Genomic DNA, 19507 nt, shown 5'->3' on the forward strand with positions numbered 1-19507 from the left:
AACACTTTTTTATTAATTTTTGAAGCACTTTTAGCTAACTACCTGATTTATAAACATGTTGTAGAACATAAAAACAAGAACATAAACTATAGGAAAACAAAGTATATACATTATTATATAGATACCACACAAATGGTTCTTCAGAAATCGTTTGCCGCAAGCAAAAGGAAGGGTTAATCTACTCCCGGCTATAACCAAGCTCTCTTAAACGGCAGATTAAGAGAACTTGTCAGCAATATTTATACGTCCTGCTACAGTGGGACGTATATCCTGCTGCAATGGGACAGAATAATCGACCGAATAAAACGACTTAATCCAAAAGAAGAAAGCACTTAGCTATTCATACTCTATTTTTTCTATCTTAGAAGTCAACTGTTCTATGACTTTAATTAATTGTTCTTCCCATGGAATAACATTAAAGTCCTCCCAAAAATCAGAGTCATATTTGAAATGCGTATCGGCAAAAACCGTCCGTGTGGAAATCCGCTCGTTTCGCTGAAACCGAGTCACCCCCACTGTATCTATTTTACAAGTCACCATCTCGAACCAAGTATGAAGGGACGAACTGCCCAACCACCGACGTTTTTGTTTGACCTTAAAATGAAGGTCACCACGAATATGATTGATATAATAAACGCCATTCCACGGCTTATAAGATATGGTATAAATCAATTCTTGCAAAACAACCTTCATCCTCCGCGCCTGACGCTGCACCACCATAGCTGTCGCTTGCTTCATATAATGAGGATGAATCCTTATTTGCGCCTGCAATAAAGCACCATTGTCCGAATCTATATACAGCTCACCGCAATACAAAGGTTCTTTGACTTCTTTTTTTTGCTCAAACGAGATTACATTCACCAAACGATCACCGACAATCGTCACATCAGCAGATGTATAAGCATATACATCTTTATGCGCATCAGCCAAAAGAAAATCAGGCAAATGATTAATGATATCCAATTGCAGACAAGCATCAATCCCTCCACTCATTTTGGCTATCAAAGTATCTTGTTCAACCCCATTCGTGATACGACTCATTTTCAGTAATTTCACTTGTTCTCTCGCATACAGAGACTGTACAGGAGCTTTGTATATCTTAAAAACAGCTTCTGTCAGGCTGCGAAACTTTTGCTTGTACAGAATACCCTCCCGATAAAAAGTAGTAAGATATACCGGTTTCTGAGAATAATTTATCATACGTTTCTCCAGCATCTCCCGCATAAGCCGAACAGGATTTACCACACGAATTACCACTTCCTGTAAAGGAATTATTCTTGGCTCCAGTGTCAATGTAAAATGCTGCCCGACAGTCAACAATGGAATGTCAATCTTCTGAGCCACATAGCCGACATGAGAAAAAACAATACTCTTCCGCGCCAAAGAGTCGGCCAAGCACAAACGAAATTCACCTTCCCGATTGGTAACACTGCCTATGGAAGTCCCCTCTATCCCTACCGTAGCATAGGCAATAGGCGTCCCATTTTTTTTATCGAGCAATGTTCCTTCAAAAACAAAATGAGTAAGAGTATCAGCGACCTGTTCCGTCGGATGCTCCCTCCCCACCGGAGCATTGATTAAGATATGATTGCCAACCACACGAAGTTCCAAGTCGTGTGTTCCGACTATTTCTGTAATAGCCTGACGAAGAGTGCGCGAGCCTTTCCCGATTTTCACAAGACGTTCATTATCCACCACCTTACTGTCATAAATAAACAGAAAGTCAGTGCGTTCGGACACCATCCCAAGCAAAACGTATACCGTACCTTTACTCTTCGGCAAGTACACAACACGATTCAACACCTCTTCTTGCGCCTTCACCGTTGTTGCCATACAGCTCAACCAACAGAAAAGAAGAATACATAACCCATATGGAAAGATATGTTTCGCCATCCTGTTATTCCGATAAAATAAATGTATTTCCTTCGCGAGTACACTTTAGATTCATAGCCATACCAATCAGTTCAGCCATGGCATCCGGTGACTCCCCGGAAAAGGCAACAGTCAGCTTTCTACGTTCAAGAGACGGAATTGTCTTTAATTGTACCTCCGGCGAATGCAGATTGATAACTCGAAGAATATTTGCCAGTGTCTCATCTTTAAAACGAATATGTTTCAGATAATGGGCAAACTGCGCATCATCCCTGTTCATACTCAAATGAAACCCTTCTTTTCTGAGCGTAACCGTTTCGCCCGCCTGAACATACACCTCCTGACTATTCTTTTTAAACGTTACCTTCACCCTCCCTCTTTGCACCGACAATTCAAAAGTCCTCAACTCATCACTTTTTACATTAAAAGCAGTTCCCAGCACTTCAATACGTACCAGCCCCGTCTCAATCAGGAAAGGACGGCTACGGTTCCCCACCACATCAAAAAGTGCATTCCCCTGCAATATCACTTCACGTTTTTCCGGTAAGAAATGTTCCGGATATTGCAACGAAGTCTCCCCTCCCAAATAGACAATAGAGCCATCCTCCAGGGTAGTCACCAGCGTAGAAGCCTCCTTATTTTGTTGCACCATCAAAGAGTATTGGACAGGAGATTCCACTTCAGAAAAATAATGTATTCCGGCATAGGCCAACACCACCAGCAAAACAGCCGCCACCGCCCCCCATTCCCACAAAGGAGACATCCGAAGTCCCCCAGCTTCTTTTGCAGGCACCAACCGGTCTTCTTCCAAACGCTGATAAAGCCTGTTCCATGCCCCATCTGTTTTAGTTCTATTTCTTTCTGTACGATTCATATTCATCCGATATATTTTTCAACTTCTTTTCGCAATGCTTTTAGAGCTTTAGTCATTTCCGCTTCCACCGTTTTAACAGAAACAGTAAGTAAAGATGCTATTTCGGCATACTTCTTTCCTTCCATGCGATGCATTTTAAAGATACAGCGTCTGCGTTCGGGTAGTTTTTCCAACGCCCTATTAATCAACTCTTCCAGTTCTTTATATTCCATCTGCACCTCAGGGTCGGAAGAAATATCCGATTCTCCCGACGCCTGCATAGCTTCACGATACCTGTTCCTCACCTCCTGATGCTCACAATATTGAAGAGCCTCATTGTGAACCGCACCATACAGATAACTTTTAACAGAGCAAAAGATCTGCAAGTTTTCTCTCTCCCGCCAAAAGACATAAAACAACTCTTCTACTATCTCTTCCGCCACTTCCATCTGCCCGATAATACCGGCGGCATACCAGCAAAGAGGGGAATAATAGCGGCGAAAGACTTCTTCGAACGCTTTTATATCGCCTTCCTTTATCTTAGACAGGATGAACAGTTCATTCAGCATACCGCAACTTATGAGTAAAGATTATCGTGATTGTTTCTTCAGTTTATGCACCGCATGTTCCAACGATTCAGTCGGTTCAATAATATTGTAAGCTCCCCAGAAGTCCTCGTTCCAATATTCATAAACCTTATCATAAAACGGTTCTTTCTGACCAAACGAAAGTTTATTGGGGATAGGAGCCACCTTATTCTCTTCACGGTCGGTAACTACCATTTCAGAAAGCACCGTATAGCCTGTAGAGAACAGTTTACGTTTCCAGTCACATTTAAACCGAATACTATTACGAATATAATTCAAGTAGGTTTTCCCATTTTGCTCTTTATAGGTGACCAGATAAGAAACTTCCTGAGGCTTAAAGCGCAATCCATAAGGCTTCTTCTCTAATATAGCCTGAACAGCCTTCGCCTTATTATCCATACTGAGACTGAATTCGGCATGGGTAAATGACAACTTCTCATAATCCACATACAGCTTGCCATAATACAAAGCATAAGGCAATACCACTTTGGGACGAAAACTTATCACATATTGCAAGCGGTTATCTAATTGAACAGGCTCCTCCATATTAAACTGATAGAAGTCCAAACTCTCCATATCCAATAATGCGTCCTGATTCTTCACAACATCCACATAGACAGACAATGTGGGACCACCCGCCAACTTTACCGCCAACGTATCGCTCCGCTTTTGACTGAGCAAACGCCTCCCTCTTAAAACCTGCACCCCGTCACGAGTCGTCTCCCTGCTTTCATAAGAAGTTTTATAAGTATGAATCACAGCCTCGGAAATATTGATATAACGACGCCCTTTCTGAACAGTCTCCCGATAGAACCCTGTCAGCATATTACTCCTACCGCTATAATTGAGAGGTATTTTACGAATAGCTTCCTCTACAATATATCGGGGATTATTAGCATACACAATCACTTCTCCCAATATATTGGTATAAGGACTCAATAGAATTTTCAAACCGTCAAGATTTCCCGGCTTAAGATTCACACGCACATTCCGATAGCCGATATGCGAAATTTCCAAATACGGAATATGCTCCGCACTATCCAACTTCAAAGTAAAGGCGCCATCAGAATTAGTTACTGTTCCGATATTACTGCCGGGCACTGATACATTGACATACTCCAAGTCTTTCCTGCTCTGTTTATCTTTTACGACACCACTAACAGTGATATATCCTGCAGAGCCCCCTTCTTGTCCCCACATTGGGATAACAACCAACCCCAGGAGCACCGCCAGTATCAGTTCCACCAAATGTTTATTCTGCTTTTTCATCTTCATAAGGTATTAAAAGGTAAATACTAATCTTGCTTTCTATCTTTAAGATGGCTCAGCACGCAAATACCCTATGAAGATAAGAATATTTTTTTATTATTCTTCTGTTATCTCCTTTTCTTTTGCAACCGATTTCTTCTTTTTCATCCTTCCGTTTTTCCGCAATGCCTCCGCTATAATCCATTGAAGCTGACCGTTAGTGGAACGGAACTCATCTGCCGCCCACTTTTCGATCGCCTCCATTGTTTCGGCATCTACACGAAGCACAAAACTTTTTATAGTTTCCTTTTTTGCCATTCCGTTCTTCCAAAAGCTTAATGATTCAATGTTCCCGAATTGATAACAGGCTGTGCAGGCTCGTCAGCACACAATACAACTAATAAATTGCTGACCATTGCCGCCTTCTTCTCTTCGTCCAGCTCCACGATTTCTTCTTCCGAGAGCTTGTCCAATGCCATCTTGACCATTGACACCGCCCCTTCCACAATCTTTTCACGAGCAGTAATAATAGCACTTGCCTGCTGTCGGCGAAGCATCACTGCTGCAATTTCGGGTGCATAAGCCAAATAATTGATGCGCGCCTCAACCACTTCCATACCCGCCATTGCCAAACGCTCGTTCAATTGATGTTCTAACTGATTGTTTATTTCTTCCCCTCCGCCACGCAAAGTCAATTCATTTTTATCATGTTCATTATCGTCATAAGCATATTCTCCCGCCACTTGGCGCAATGCCGCATCACTCTGCACACGCACAAAAGCTTCGAAAGCATTCATCCGTCCGGCCACCGTTACAGACACCTGGCCATTCCCCTTTTCAGCCATTGTTTGTGCATCAATCTCAAACATAGCTTTATACGTATCCTTCAGTTTCCACACCAATACAAGACCGATAAGAATAGGATTACCTATCTTATCATTTACCTTAATCGGTTCAACATCCAAATTACGCGCACGTAACGAAAGTTTCTTCTTATTCATAAAAGGATTCACCCAATAAAATCCTGTTTTCTTGAAAGTTCCTTCATACTTTCCAAAGAAAACCATAACACGAGCTTCATTAGGCTCTTGAGAAAAATATCCCGGCAGCATCAATACAAATGCCAGAATAAGCACAAGCAATACCGGGACAGCCAACCAAACAATTTCTTCCAGCAGATAGAAACTTAGGAAAGCCAGTGCCGGCAACATCACCAAATTAAACAAGATAGCAACAAATCCATTGATTACCATGCCATTGTAAGTCTTTTCTTTTGATTCCATAGTACATTAATTTGATATTATTTTGATATCACAAAGCAAGCAATAAAACACCGAAAAAGCAAATGAAATAACATGTTAAACAACAGCAAATGTATATTTTAAGACAAAATGAGTAGCAAGACAAGCTGGTCTCTTCATATTGTAATCGGCAGAGAGCGTTTTTTAACCGCCTTTTTTATGTCTTTTTGCAGGATTTCCGCTATCTTTGCCATTCATCTTAAAATAGAGCATACATGCAGGTAGATACCCAAAACAAAGAGTTTCAAGACGCCTTGAATCTCATTCAATATACGCGCCAGTCCGTTTTTCTAACCGGAAAAGCGGGTACAGGCAAGTCTACCTTCTTAAAATATGTATGCGAAATAACCAAGAAGAAACATATTGTATTGGCTCCCACCGGCATAGCAGCTATCAATGCAGGCGGAAGCACCTTGCACAGTTTCTTTAAGCTTCCCTTTTATCCCTTATTGCCGGATGACCCCAATTTCAGTTTGAAAGGTGGAAAACTTCATAGCTTCCTAAAATATACTTCTGCCCACCGCAAATTAATAAAAGAAGTGGAACTGGTCATTATTGATGAGATATCCATGGTGAGAGCAGACATTATTGATTTCATCGATAAGATATTGCGCGTATATTCGCAGAATATGCGTGAACCCTTCGGTGGAAAGCAAATTCTTTTAGTGGGAGATGTATACCAACTTGAACCTGTTCTCAAAAATGACGAACGAGAAATCATCAACCGTTTCTATCCCACCCCTTACTTCTTTTCGGCACGCGTATTCAATGAAATAGAGTTGATTTCCATCGAGCTGATTAAAGTTTATCGCCAGACAGACAAAGTATTTGTAAATGTCTTAGACCATATTCGTACAAATACAGCCGGAGCTGCTGATTTACAACTGCTCAACACACGGTATAATGCCAAAATAGAAGAGAACGAAAGTGATATGTATATCACACTAGCCACACGACGGGATACCGTTGATTTTATCAACGAGAAGAAACTAGCCGAACTTCCCGGAGACTCAACCATATTCACCGGTGAGATAAAAGGAGAATTCCCGGAAAACAGCTTGCCCACCCAAATGGAATTGGAAGTAAAACCCGGCGCACAGATTATCTTTATAAAGAATGACTATGAGCGTCGTTGGGTAAACGGAACTATCGGAACCATCGCAGGCATAGACGAAGATGAAACTCTCTATGTCATCACAGAAGACGGAAAGGAAGTCGATGTTAAAAAAGACAGTTGGCGCAACATACGCTACCGCTATAACGACAAGGAGAAAAAGATAGAAGAAGAGGAATTAGGTGTATTTATCCAATATCCCATTCGTCTGGCATGGGCAATAACCATACACAAAAGCCAAGGTCTTACGTTCAGTCGTGTAGTTGTCGACTTTACCGGAGGAGTATTTGCCGGAGGACAGGCATACGTAGCCTTAAGCCGTTGCACCTCTTTGGACGGCATCCGATTGACAAAGCAAATCACCCGGGGCGATATATTCGTCCGTCCGGAAATCGTGAACTTCGCTCAAAGGTTCAACAACCGTCCAGCCATAGAAAAAGCATTGAAACAGGCACAAGCGGATGTGCAATATGTAGAAGCGGTCAAACAGTTCGACCAAGGAAACTTTGAAGGATTCCTAGAGCAATTCTTCCTTGCCATCCATTCCAGATATGATATAGAAAAGCCCGTCATCAAACGATTTATCCGCAAGAAGCTCGAGATTATCAATCGGCAGAAAAAGGAAAACCAACGGTTGCGGGAACAATTATATGTACAGCGCAAGAATCTGGAGAAATATGCCCGCGAATACTACTTCATGGGAAATGAATGTATCACGCAGGCACATGACTCGCGGGCGGCCATTGCCAATTATGATAAAGCCATCGAACTCAATCCGTCTTATACAGATGCATGGGTTCGAAAAGGAATCACTTTATACAATAATAAAGAATACTACGAAGCAGAAGTATGCCTGAATGAGGCCGTACGTCTCAGTCCCATGCTATTCAAAGCCATATACAACCGTGGGAAAAACCGAATGGCACTCAATAATATAGAAGGAGCTCTTGCCGATTTCGACCGTGCCGTATCCATCAAGCCCGAGCATGCCAAGGCGCACGAACTGTTTGGAGATGCACTGATGAGAACAGGAAAAGAAGAAGAAGCAGCTCTGCAATGGGCCATTGCAGAACGATTGCGCGAAAAAAATGCTAAAGATTAAAATACCATGCTGTTAAAACTGTACGAAAAGAATAATAATCCAAAGGATTTAGACCGAATTGTCGAAATCCTACAAGAGGGAGGTCTTATTATTTATCCCACCGACACCATGTACGCCATCGGTTGTCATGGGTTGAAAGAACGTGCCATTGAAAGTATCTGCAAGTTCAAAAACATTGACCCTCGAAAGAACAACCTATCCATTATCTGCTACGACCTGAGTAATATTAGCGAATATGCCAAGGTAGACAATACAACTTTCAAATTAATGAAACGAAATCTTCCCGGTCCGTTTACCTTTATATTAAATACCGGCAATCGTTTGCCCAAAATATTCAGGAACCGCAAGGAGGTAGGTATTCGTATCCCGGACAATCACATCATCCGTGAAATCTGCCGGTTACTCGATGCCCCCATACTGACCACCACCTTGCCTCTGGAAGAGGGAGAAGAGGTGGAGTACATCACCACCCCCGAATTGATAGAAGAAAAGTTCGGCAATCAGGTGGACCTTGTCATAGACGGCGGCATTGGAGGCATAGAACCCTCTACTATCGTAGACTGCACCAACGAAGAAGCAGAAATTGTACGGCAAGGAAAAGGAATTTTGAACGAATAATCCATTTAATTGTTTAATATAAAAACTATCAAAGTAAAATTATCATGTTAATGTTATCATCATCAGAAACCAGCGTTCAAATAACCAACGCGCTTGAGAAACTTATTGACGCGGGAATCTCCCTGGGTGGACGAGTACTGGGTGCACTTGTTATATTTATAATAGGTAAGTTCCTGGTTAATTGGTTAAACCGCTTATTTGCCCGGATACTGGAAAGACGTAAGGTAGACCCCAGCATCCAGTCATTTTTAAAGAGCATGGTCAATATCCTGTTGCTCATCATGCTTATCTTGGCCGTCATCGGCAAGCTGGGCATTGAATTAACCGGATTCGCAGCCCTGTTAGCATCTGCCGGTGTCGCTATCGGTATGGCCCTGTCGGGCAATTTGCAAAACTTTGCAGGCGGCTTGATTATCCTGTTGTTCAGACCTTACAAAGTGGGAGACTATATTGACGCCTCAACCGGTGCGTCAGGTACGGTAAAAGAAATCCAGATTTTCCATACCATCCTCATTACCCCGGACAACAAAATGGTGTATGTGCCCAATGGTGCAATGAGCAGCGGTGTCATCACCAATTATAGCAACTTAGATACCCGCCGCATTGAATGGAACTTCGGAGTAGACTATGGAGAAGACTTTGAGAAAGTGGAAACAGTATTGCGCAATATCATTAAAGCAGACCAACGCATACAGACTGCTCCGGCCCCCTTCATTGAGTTGGGAGAACTGGCAGCCAGCAGCGTAAACATCAAAGTCAGAGTATGGGTGAAGAGCTCCGATTATTGGGATGTATTCTTCTACATGAACCAAACGGTATATGCTACCTTCAACAAAGAAGGAATCAATTTCCCCTTCCCGCAACTTACTGTACATCAAGCATAAATCATGCTTGTTTGTCTTTAGACAGAAAAAAAACGAAAGAACCAATCAGACTCCCGATGTGCTCTGATTGGTTCTTCTTTTATCAAACCTAAAGCTGCGCCAGCGCAACCATACGTCTTTTATTTCCTATCCGCTTTCAAACGATCCGCCATAGCCTTCGCCAATTCCTTGCATTGTGCATAAGTTTCCGCTTTCATGCTATGCTTCATTTCTATCGGATTTCCAACCGGTTCAAACTTCAGCTTATCATTGAATTCCGTAATCTTCTTTACGGCAGCACTCGCCCAAGTGAAAGAGCCGAACCATCCCATATAGCGTCCCTTTATCTCACGTGCAGACAATTTGTTCAGCAACGCTTCCATTTCAGGATACATCTGCGTATTATAAGTAGGACAGCCCACTATCAGACCTCTATACTTAAACACATCCGCTATAATATAAGAATGGTTGGTATGTGACACATTATGCATCACAATATTGCGGATACCCTGTTTACTTAATTCCTCCGCTATTGTTTCTGCCACCTCAGCAGTATTGCCATACATTGTACCATAGGCAATCACCACCCCTTCTTCCGCTTCATAACGGCTCAAGCGATCATAGATACGCACTACGCGGGGAATCTCTTCCGTCCACACCGGTCCGTGCGTTGCACAAATAGCGTTAATCTTCAAACCTTGCAGTTTCTGCAATGCTTTTTGAACCGGAGCTCCATACTTACCCACAATGTTAGAGTAATATCTCACCATCTCATCCCAATAAATATCCGTATTGATATTTGCGTCAATCACCCCTCCGTTCAAAGCGCCGAAGCAGCCGAAAGCATCTCCCGAGAACAGAATACCCTCGGTCTCATCATACGTGACCATTGTTTCAGGCCAATGCACCATCGGAATCAGAGAGAAACGTAACTTATGATGTCCCAATGCCAGGAAATCTCCTTCGCCTACCACATAACGTTCTCCTCCCACACCATAGAAACCTTCCACCATATCGAAAGTTTTCTTGTTGCCTACAATTACGATATTAGGATAATACTGTTTAATCAAGCTGATAGAACCGGAATGATCAGGTTCCATGTGGTTAATAATCAGATAATTGATAGGTCTGTCACCGATTATACTACGAATCTTCTTTAAATACACTTCAAAATAGCAAACATCAACAGTATCCACCAGCGCCACCATCTCATCATCAATCAGATAAGAGTTATAGGACACGCCATAAGGCAACGGCCACAAGTTTTCGAACAGAGGCTTATTACGGTCATTCACTCCTACATAATGTACTTTTCCTTTAATTTCCATACCTGTATTTTCTTCTTTATGGTTTATAGTATTTGCCTTGCCAGGCATTTCTTTCATTCATTCTTTTCTTCACCTTTTCCGTGAATTCATAGTTCTTCAACCCCCAATCGGGAGCTATCAGCAACTCTTTCGGCGATTGCGAAACAAAACGTTCCAACACCAAATCGGGACGGAGATGCTCTATATAATCAATCACCAAATCAATATATTCGTCGGCAGAATACAAATGAAAAAGTTCCGGTGTCTTTTCATATTCACTCGCCATCCGCGTCCCCCTTATCAATTGCAATTGGTGCAACTTCAGCGTGGTGAGCGGCAGGTGCGAAAGCTGTTCCGCCTGTTTTATCAAAGCCTCCCTTTCTTCTCCCGGCAATCCCAATATCACATGTCCTCCGACCGGCATCCCCCTGCGTGCTGTTCTCACAATAGCATCCTCAGCCTCTGCAAACGTATGTCCCCGGTTGATTCGTCTCAATGTCTCATCATCCGTACTTTCAATGCCATATTCTATCCATACGAAAGTCCGTTTATTCAGTTCTTCCAGATAGTCCAGCAAATCATCGGGCATACAGTCCGGTCGTGTTCCTATGACCAGCCCCACCACATCAGCCACAGCCAATGCCTCTTCATACTTGCGTTTCAACTCCTCCAGTTCACCGTAAGTATTAGTATAAGCCTGAAAATAAGCCAAATATTTCATTTCAGGGTATTTCCCGGAAAAGAACCGCTTTCCTTCCTCCAATTGCTGTCCCACCGACTTATCCGTATGGCAATAAGCAGGGTTAAACGTCTGGTTATTGCAATAAGTACAGCCCCCATAACCTACCGAACCATCCCGATTAGGACAAGTAAAGCCTGCATTAATGGAAATCTTCTGCACCTTGAACGGAAAGTGCAGACTTAGGAAGGTTGATAAATCATTGTATAGCATCTCTTTGTACATGAACTGATTTTAGCGCGACAAAGATACGCATTTTCAAACAAAAGTCTTAACTTTGTCCTCAGTTATCATTTAAAGAATTTATTTATTATGAAAAAATTAAGCATATTTATTATTCTGCTTATGTGCCTGTTGCCGGTCAATGCGCAACAAGTAACCATCAAAGACGTAGCAAATGCTACCTATCGTGCTGAAGGAATCAGAGGCATCAGACCGATGCTGGACGGTGAACACTACACCCAAATCAGCAGCGACGGCAAACGTCTTGTCAAATATTCGTTTAAAACAGGAAAAGAAGTCGCAACTATTTTTGATGTGAAAACAGCCCGCGACTGCACCATCAAGCATTTTGACGACTACATTATGTCGCCCAATGAAAGCCTGATTCTGATTCAAACAGATACCAAGCCCATCTACCGCCGTTCCTTTACCGCCAATTATTATATTTTCAATGTAAAGAACAATAAGATGGAACCGCTCTCTACAGGAGGACCGCAACAAGTTCCTTTATTCTCGCCGGACGGTACCCAGATTGCCTTTGTGCGCAACAACAACATCTATCTGGTCAAACTCCTGTTCAACAACAGCGAGTCACAAATTACCACCGACGGCAAATACAATGAAGTATTAAACGGTATCCCCGACTGGGTATATGAAGAAGAATTCGGCTTCAACCGTGCATTCGATTTCAGTGCAGACAGCAAAATGATTGCCTATATCCGTTTCGACGAAAGCAAAGTTCCCATGTACTCTTTCCCGCTCTATAAAGGCAAATCCCCATCATTAGACCAATATGCCACCTATCCGGGAGAATACGAATATAAATACCCCATGCCCGGTATCGACAACTCCAAAGTATCGGTACATACCTTCGATATCAAGAGTAAAGTAACCCGCAAAATGGATTTACCTTTAGACGAAGACGGTTACATCCCGCGCATCAAATTCACCAATGATGAAAACGCATTGGCTATTATGACACTCAACCGTCACCAGAACCGTTTTGACCTTTATTATGCCAATCCGCGCAGCACGCTCTGTAAGCTGATGGTTCGTGATGAAGCCCCGCAATACATCAAAGAAGACGCCTATTCAAATATCACTTTTTATCCCGACCATTTCGTTATCATGAGTGAAAAAGACGGATACAATCATCTGTATCTGTACACCAGCGGCGGCAACCTTGTCAAACAAATCACCAAAGGCAACTTTGAAGTAAAAGACTTTTTGGGTTGGGATCAGGCTAACAACACCTTCTATTTCACCAGCAACGAAGGTAGCCCTCTCCGCACAGCTGTCTATAAAATAGACGCAAAAGGGAGAAAGACCAAACTTTCTACTCAAGAAGGCAGCAATAGCGCCATCTTCAGTAAAAACATGAAATATTTTGTCAACACATACTCCAGTGCCAATATACCTCCTGTCATCACTCTGAACGATAACAACGGAAAAGTGCTGACCACTTTGGTTGACAATCAAAAGTTGAAACAACAAATGTCGGGCTTGAATATGCCGAGCAAAGAATTCTTCACCTTCAAGACCACAGACGGAGTAGAATTGAACGGTTGGATAATGAAACCCGCCCATTTCGATGCCGGCAAGAAATACCCTGTCATCCTGCACCAATACAGCGGTCCCGGCTCTCAGCAAGTTTTAGACCGTTGGGGAATAGGAGCCATGGGCAACGGAGGACTTTTCGAAGCTTATATGGCCGACAAAGGCTTTATCATGGTATGTGTAGACGGACGTGGAACCGGTGGCCGCGGTGCTGAATTTGAAAAGTGCACCTACCTCAACCTAGGAGTAAAAGAAGCCAAAGACCAGGTAGAAACCGCTAAATACCTCAGCACCCTGCCTTACATAGACGGAAACCGCATCGGCATCTGGGGATGGAGTTTCGGTGGCTACAACACATTGATGTCAATGAGCGAAGGCACCCCTATCTTCAAGGCAGGCGTTGCCATTGCCGCACCTACCGACTGGCGTTTCTACGACTCTGTTTATACAGAACGTTTCATGCGCACTCCGAAAGAAAACATGGAAGGCTACGAAGCCTCATCAGCTATCAACCGCGCCAACAAATTACATGGTGAATTGTTATTGATTCACGGTTCGGCCGATGACAATGTACATCTGCGTAATGCAGCCGAATATAGCGAAGCGTTGGTACAAGCCGACAAGCAATTTGACATGCAGGTTTACACAAACCGCAACCATGGCATTTTCGGCGGCAATACACGCCACCACTTACTCACACGTGTAAGTAACTTCTTTATTGAGAACTTGAAATAATACATATTCATCAGGCACGGGTTACCGTGCCTGAAAAAAAACAAATAACCATGAATCACGTCAAGAAACCGGACTGGCTGAAAATAAACATAGGTGCAAATGCACGATATGCCGAAACAAAACATATTGTAGATTCCCACAAACTACACACCATCTGCAGCAGTGGCCGTTGCCCCAATATGGGTGAATGTTGGGGAAAAGGGACAGCCACATTTATGATAGGCGGAAACATCTGCACCCGTTCATGCAAATTCTGTAACACCCAGACCGGCCGGCCCCTTCCCCTCGACCCCGAAGAGCCCACCCACGTGGCAGAATCCATCCGGTTAATGAAACTCTCACATGCCGTCATCACTTCGGTAGACCGTGACGATTTGGAAGATTTAGGTGCTTTCCACTGGGCAAAAACCATTCTCGAAATAAAAAGATTAAACCCCGAAACCACCTCCGAAGTGCTGATTCCCGACTTCCAGGGAAAGAGCGAACTGATACAGCAAGTCATCGACGCCAAGCCCGACATCATTTCGCACAATATGGAGACAGTTCGGCGCATAAGCCCGCTGGTGCGCAGTGCCGCCCATTATGACACCAGCCTGAAAGTCATCAAGCAGATAGCCGACAATGGTATCACGGCAAAATCCGGCATCATGGTGGGATTGGGCGAGACACAAGAAGAAGTAGAACAAGTCATGGACGACCTATTGGCTCACGGTTGTAAAATAATGACCATCGGCCAATACCTGCAACCCACCCACAAGCACTATCCGGTGGCAGAATATATCACCCCCGAACAATTCAAGATATACCGTGAAATCGGGTTAAAGAAAGGATTTAAAGAAGTAGAAAGCGCCCCTCTGGTACGTTCTTCCTATCATGCAGAAAAACATATTAAATTTAAAGGCTAATCCGCAAACCTATTTTATATCTCATTTGTTATAAAGATATAAAAGAGATAGAGAGAATGAAATCATTACTAGAGTATAAGAATTTAATCATGTCTACAGGATTAATTCCTACTATTGTATGCATGATTTTATGTATTTTTTTTTCAGATGCATACGTTTTATATGCCTGTAGTCTGGCCAGTTTGCTTTATGTGTTATACAGACAGGCCAAGCCCCCCATCTATCGACCCAACTTAGTGTTATTGCATACTACGTTGGCACTTGCCGTATGCTCGGTCATCAAACTTATCAGTGGGGATTCATTAATCCCCGACCGTACTGTACCCATTATACTGGAAATCATAATCCTTAGTTTTTCCTTGTTTTATCTTATCGAGCCGGTCGTTTACAACAAGATATTCTCATTTTTCAATTATAAAATATCCATTTTAAATTGTTGGGCCACCCAGATTATCGCCCTCTTCAGTGGCATCCATTTATTCATGCTGTGTGGCATTTACCTATTGTTCCGTCCCCTGCCCTATCCCGTGCTCTACACATTGACCCATATCCTGCCTCCCCTGGTGTATATCCTCTCCATTGCCGTCAACTACATTTTTGTAAAGACCGTCAGCACGACCTACAGAAAGATGCCGTTCCTTCGGATAGCCCCCATCTGCAACGGAAAGATTTATGTACTCCCACGCCACGCACACAGCGAAGAGCCCGGCAAACTGGATATTCCGATGGAAGACTATATTTACGCATGTAAAACGGATACAGACCAATACGCCAAGGAAATTGAAAAGAAATACAGCCGGTATATCGATGGAGACATCCAGCCCCGTTTCAGTCTTAAGCACATCACAAGCCCCGCCAAAGGCACTTCCAAAACAGTCTTACTATACATTCTTCCATTGGATGATGAAAGCCAGATTCATTTTGACGGAGGAAAGTTCGTCAGCCCCGAAGAGATAGAAGCCGACGAACACAACTACAGTTCCTTGCTAAAAGAAGAGATTGAACATCTGGATGTAGCAGCCCAAATGTGGAAAGAATTCAAGTAAATTCAAAATCACTCCCTCACAAAACCCGAAACAGTAACTTCCGCCAGTGCAGCCGGAATCTCTTGAGTATTATCCATGAAACTAATCCGCACAAACCGTCCTTTTACTTTTCCGGCATCCGACCATATCTCATGTCGGGAAACAGGCATCCGGTTCTCCTTCATATCCTCTATCACCCTCCATTCCTTCCGGTCGTCAGACACCTCCACCCGGAATCTATAAACAGCCGTTTGCGGAAAAACCAAAGTAATTTGTTGCAAATCCAATCCCTTCTCCGTATCAAGCAACCAATAAGGCGAAGCATCCCCTTTCGCAGCCTGCCACCAAGTGGTCACATTCCCGTCGGCAGCCAATGCAGCCGCATGTCCTTCAGCCTGACTGCCGGTAAACGTCGGATTATTGCGTCCGAAAGTCTGCAACGGACGTTCTTTATTTGCCGAAATATAACGGACATACGGACGCTCTTTCACCTGCGGAGTCACATTCGGAACATATTGAGGAGCCTCTTCAAAGAGCAGTTCCACACGTGCCGGAGCCAATCCCGGAGAAACAGCCTCGATAAGAGTCTTCCCGGCGTAATACGACCGGAAAGCGATAGCCGCTTTCCCATCCAGCATACGGATATCACTCCCCTGTTTAAAAGTAATAGATGTCCCCGTAGGAAACTCACCGGGGCCGTCCACCAATCTTAATGTCACCTCGGGAGAATTACTGATTTCTTTTCCTTGTGCATCCAGCACCGTCACCGTCAATTGCACATCATCCGTACCGTCGGCACTAATCCCCGTTGTCTTATCCGCTTCCAGCCTCAACTTAGCCGGAACACCGGCTTTTGCCCATTCGGGAGGCGCTATATGATTATATTCATTCCGATACCAATACCATGAACGCTTTGGAATACGGAAATAATCCACAATACCCATCTTGCCCAACTGACTTCCGGCAATACTTCCGTGGTCGAACCCGCACCACACAGCCTGTCCGCTCCTCCACTCATAGCCTTTCCAACCATCATTCTTCTCCAAGTCCCCCCATCCCGGAATATATTCCCCCGGTCTGTCGGCAGTCGTACTGCCATATTCAGAGACCACCCCCGGAATCCCCGGGTTCAGGAAATCAGGCTGAGTAGCTCCATCACCATTATATCCGCCGATATCACCCAGTTTGTCAATTCTTCCCGCTCCCAACGGGCGCTGCGCCCCACCTATTGCAGCAGGACGTGTCGGGTCAAGCTGATGCGACAAAGCCACCATCTTTTTCAATAACCCCCTCACTCCGTCCATTGCCTCCGGTGCAGAGAAAAACGCCTCATTACACATACTCCATGCCACGATAGAAGGATGATTGCGATGAATGCGAATCATCTCTCCCAACTGCTGTAACGCACTGGCATCAAACCCGGGCCTGTCTTTTTCATAAATGGGATATGCGCTCGAATTCCAATACCCGTCAGGGCCAAACCCGCCAATCCCCCAAAAAGGAGCTTCCGACCAAAACAACATCCCCATTTCATCACAAGCCTTAGAGAAAGCAGGCGCATGCGGATAATGTGACCCTCTGATAAAGTCGAAGCCTGCTTCCTTCATTTGTTGCACGTCCCGCCTCATGGCAGCCTCCGTCACCGCATCTCCCCACCCGGCCTGGTCTTGATGCACATTCGCCCCTTTAAAGAAAAGATGCTCTCCATTTAAAAAGAACCCTCTGTCCGCCGTCCATTCAAACCAACGAAAGCCGAACACAGTCTCTTTACAGTCAAGCAACTCATTTCCCTTATATAGCAAACTCACCAGCTTATAAAGATTCGGATGAGCGGGATGCCACAAGTCCGGCTCATTTACAACAGGTGTAACCTGCACGAACTGCTTGTCGGCATTTGCTCCGATATACCCGGTCGTAATGACAGAAGTCACCGCCTCCCCATTCAGTTTCCGAACCTCAGTCACCAATTTATATTCCGAAGAGAGACTTGAGCGGTTACACACTTCCGTAGTCACTTTAACGGTAGATGCTTTTCCCCGGTTCTTCCCCAGTTCGGGAGTGGTAACAAACGTACCATACCAATCAATATAAACCTTCGATTTCTGCACGAGCCTTACATTGCGATAAATTCCCCCACTAAAGACATGCTCCCCCGCACGCGGTGCCACATCAGGTTTCCATATATTATTAACACGCACTGCCATTTCGTTATAACCCGTCCTCACAGCTTTAGTCACATCGACAGAAAAACCGGTATATCCTCCGACATGGCTTCCCACCCTTTGTCCGTTCATATAGACTTCAGCTTCTTGAAAAACACCGTCGAACTCAATGAAAGTACATTTCTTCAAGTCATCTTCCGACAACCGGAAACTCTTGCGATACCATCCATACCCCACATAAAAATCTTTCGACATAAAATAAGGAATACTGAACGAATGCGGCACTCCCACCGTTTCCCAATCCGAATCATCATATCCATTTTTTTCGGCTCCCCGCACATCCCCACGCGCATATTTCCATTCGCGATTAAAGTTTATATTCTTTCTTGGAGATTCAGATAGCTGTGCTTTCATCACGCTGCAAAAGAGGCAGATACAAAAAGCAAATACTAATCGTGTATTTTTCATTTCTTGATATTTAATTTCCTAACTCATTTCATAGTAACAGCTATTTGACAGGTTTGCCCATAATTCCATCCTAATAGGATTTTTCCATCGCCCCTCATTCAATTTGCAGGAAGCGAAAAAAATCAAAGGCAATCTCCACAAGAGCCATCTATTTTTTAATTTTGTCATCCTATCATTTTTTATGGTTTCAACACCCTGAACTCGCACTGAGACGTGCCTAAGTTTCCTAAGCCATCCGTCCCTTCCATCACGCCCACAAAGCTTGTATTGATGTCCGAACAGAAGAACTCCACTTCGGCTTCTCCTTTCTCATCGGTGACAATGTCCGGTTTCCACAGCAAGACGTTCCGCGCATCCGGCATCGGGCTTTGCATGTCCAGCTCATCGGGTTGGTAGAACTCGCGCGTGCCGTAATAGCCTTTTACACGCCATAGGTTGTTCATGCGAAGAAGTTCTTCTTCGGTAAATTCCTCTCCCTGATAAATGACATGATCCATAGCAGTTACAATCCATCCATCATTCCATCCACCTTTTTTCCCCACAGGTTCATATTTTATAAGCGCGTACCTCTTTCCAATAACAGGAGGAATCTTTTTCTTGGGTGGAATACACGGACATCCTATTGGATGATGTGAATATCCTTTATAATCATTCAGATAAGTTGTTCCATCATATGAAGAACATCCGCAATCCCATGCAACCCCGATACTTATCTGCGCTAGGCTGTCCAACCTTCCCATCATCTTATCCCGAAACACTCTTCCTTTCTTACCGGTAACTGTTATCTCGGACAAAAGAATACTGCTATCCTGACTGATAATGGGATAAT

15 protein-coding genes and 1 pseudogene are annotated in these 19507 nt (G+C 43.8%); 6 read left to right on the forward strand and 10 right to left on the reverse strand.

Annotated features, from left to right (window positions below; translation table 11 throughout):
* Positions 1-336: 336 nt before the first annotated feature.
* The 6 genes from QYT14_RS18240 to QYT14_RS18265 all read right to left on the reverse strand — a co-directional run bounded on the left by QYT14_RS18240 (position 337) and on the right by QYT14_RS18265 (position 5843).
* The gene (locus tag QYT14_RS18240; protein WP_288326267.1) at positions 337-1833 is read right to left on the reverse strand and encodes a carboxypeptidase-like regulatory domain-containing protein; all 1497 of its coding nucleotides are present in this window, start codon (positions 1831-1833) and stop codon (positions 337-339) included.
* 64 nt (positions 1834-1897) lie between these two features.
* Positions 1898-2746, reverse strand: a complete 849-nt coding sequence (locus QYT14_RS18245) for a FecR domain-containing protein (protein ID WP_288326262.1) — start codon at positions 2744-2746, stop codon at positions 1898-1900.
* A 2-nt stretch (positions 2747-2748) separates the two neighbouring features.
* The gene (locus tag QYT14_RS18250) at positions 2749-3294 is read right to left on the reverse strand and encodes an RNA polymerase sigma-70 factor (RefSeq protein WP_288326261.1); all 546 of its coding nucleotides are present in this window, start codon (positions 3292-3294) and stop codon (positions 2749-2751) included.
* A 21-nt stretch (positions 3295-3315) separates the two neighbouring features.
* Positions 3316-4581: a carboxypeptidase-like regulatory domain-containing protein gene (locus QYT14_RS18255; RefSeq protein ID WP_288326260.1), complete on the reverse strand. Its 1266-nt coding sequence runs from the start codon at positions 4579-4581 to the stop codon at positions 3316-3318.
* Positions 4582-4677: 96 nt separating this feature from the next.
* Positions 4678-4878: an Arc family DNA-binding protein gene (locus tag QYT14_RS18260; RefSeq protein ID WP_237040794.1), complete on the reverse strand. Its 201-nt coding sequence runs from the start codon at positions 4876-4878 to the stop codon at positions 4678-4680.
* A gap of 17 nt (positions 4879-4895) precedes the next feature.
* Complete coding sequence (locus tag QYT14_RS18265) at positions 4896-5843, reverse strand: SPFH domain-containing protein (RefSeq protein WP_288326259.1); 948 nt, start codon at positions 5841-5843, stop codon at positions 4896-4898.
* Between the two features lie 233 nt (positions 5844-6076).
* Between QYT14_RS18265 and QYT14_RS18270 the strand changes: the two genes are divergently transcribed.
* From QYT14_RS18270 to QYT14_RS18280, 3 genes are read left to right on the forward strand one after another with little or no spacing between them, the layout of a single operon-like run.
* Positions 6077-8077, forward strand: a complete 2001-nt coding sequence (locus tag QYT14_RS18270; RefSeq protein ID WP_288326258.1) for a tetratricopeptide repeat protein — start codon at positions 6077-6079, stop codon at positions 8075-8077.
* A gap of 6 nt (positions 8078-8083) precedes the next feature.
* Positions 8084-8695: an L-threonylcarbamoyladenylate synthase gene (locus QYT14_RS18275; protein ID WP_288326257.1), complete on the forward strand. Its 612-nt coding sequence runs from the start codon at positions 8084-8086 to the stop codon at positions 8693-8695.
* A gap of 50 nt (positions 8696-8745) precedes the next feature.
* A complete protein-coding gene (locus QYT14_RS18280) occupies positions 8746-9579 on the forward strand; it encodes a mechanosensitive ion channel domain-containing protein (RefSeq protein WP_237040801.1) in 834 nt (277 codons plus the stop codon).
* 119 nt (positions 9580-9698) lie between these two features.
* On the opposite strand, the gene QYT14_RS18285 is transcribed toward QYT14_RS18280, so the two are convergent.
* Together QYT14_RS18285 and QYT14_RS18290 are read right to left on the reverse strand one after the other, a co-directional pair.
* On the reverse strand, positions 9699-10886 hold the full coding sequence (locus QYT14_RS18285) for an FprA family A-type flavoprotein (protein ID WP_288326265.1): 1188 nt from the start codon (positions 10884-10886) through the stop codon (positions 9699-9701).
* 16 nt (positions 10887-10902) lie between these two features.
* Positions 10903-11829, reverse strand: coding sequence for a TIGR01212 family radical SAM protein (locus QYT14_RS18290; RefSeq protein ID WP_288326256.1), 927 nt, complete (start codon positions 11827-11829; stop codon positions 10903-10905).
* 87 nt (positions 11830-11916) lie between these two features.
* Here QYT14_RS18290 and QYT14_RS18295 point away from each other — a divergent pair, with 87 nt between their 5' ends.
* From QYT14_RS18295 to QYT14_RS18305, 3 genes are read left to right on the forward strand one after another with little or no spacing between them, the layout of a single operon-like run.
* Positions 11917-14118, forward strand: a complete 2202-nt coding sequence (locus QYT14_RS18295) for a S9 family peptidase (protein WP_288326255.1) — start codon at positions 11917-11919, stop codon at positions 14116-14118.
* Between the two features lie 44 nt (positions 14119-14162).
* Positions 14163-15023 (forward strand): lipoyl synthase, encoded by an 861-nt coding sequence (gene lipA / locus QYT14_RS18300; RefSeq protein ID WP_288326264.1) that lies wholly within the window; start codon positions 14163-14165, stop codon positions 15021-15023.
* 56 nt (positions 15024-15079) lie between these two features.
* Positions 15080-16069 (forward strand): hypothetical protein, encoded by a 990-nt coding sequence (locus QYT14_RS18305; protein ID WP_237040787.1) that lies wholly within the window; start codon positions 15080-15082, stop codon positions 16067-16069.
* A gap of 8 nt (positions 16070-16077) precedes the next feature.
* Here the strand turns inward: QYT14_RS18305 and QYT14_RS18310 are convergent, their stop codons facing one another.
* Together QYT14_RS18310 and QYT14_RS18315 are read right to left on the reverse strand one after the other, a co-directional pair.
* A complete protein-coding gene (locus QYT14_RS18310; protein ID WP_288326263.1) occupies positions 16078-18624 on the reverse strand; it encodes a glycoside hydrolase family 2 TIM barrel-domain containing protein in 2547 nt (848 codons plus the stop codon).
* 233 nt (positions 18625-18857) lie between these two features.
* Positions 18858-19507 (reverse strand): annotated as a pseudogene (locus tag QYT14_RS18315) (hypothetical protein); the annotation flags it as partial.

Source organism: uncultured Phocaeicola sp., assembly GCF_948499155.1.
GTDB classification, from domain to species: Bacteria; Bacteroidota; Bacteroidia; order Bacteroidales; family Bacteroidaceae; genus Phocaeicola; species Phocaeicola faecalis.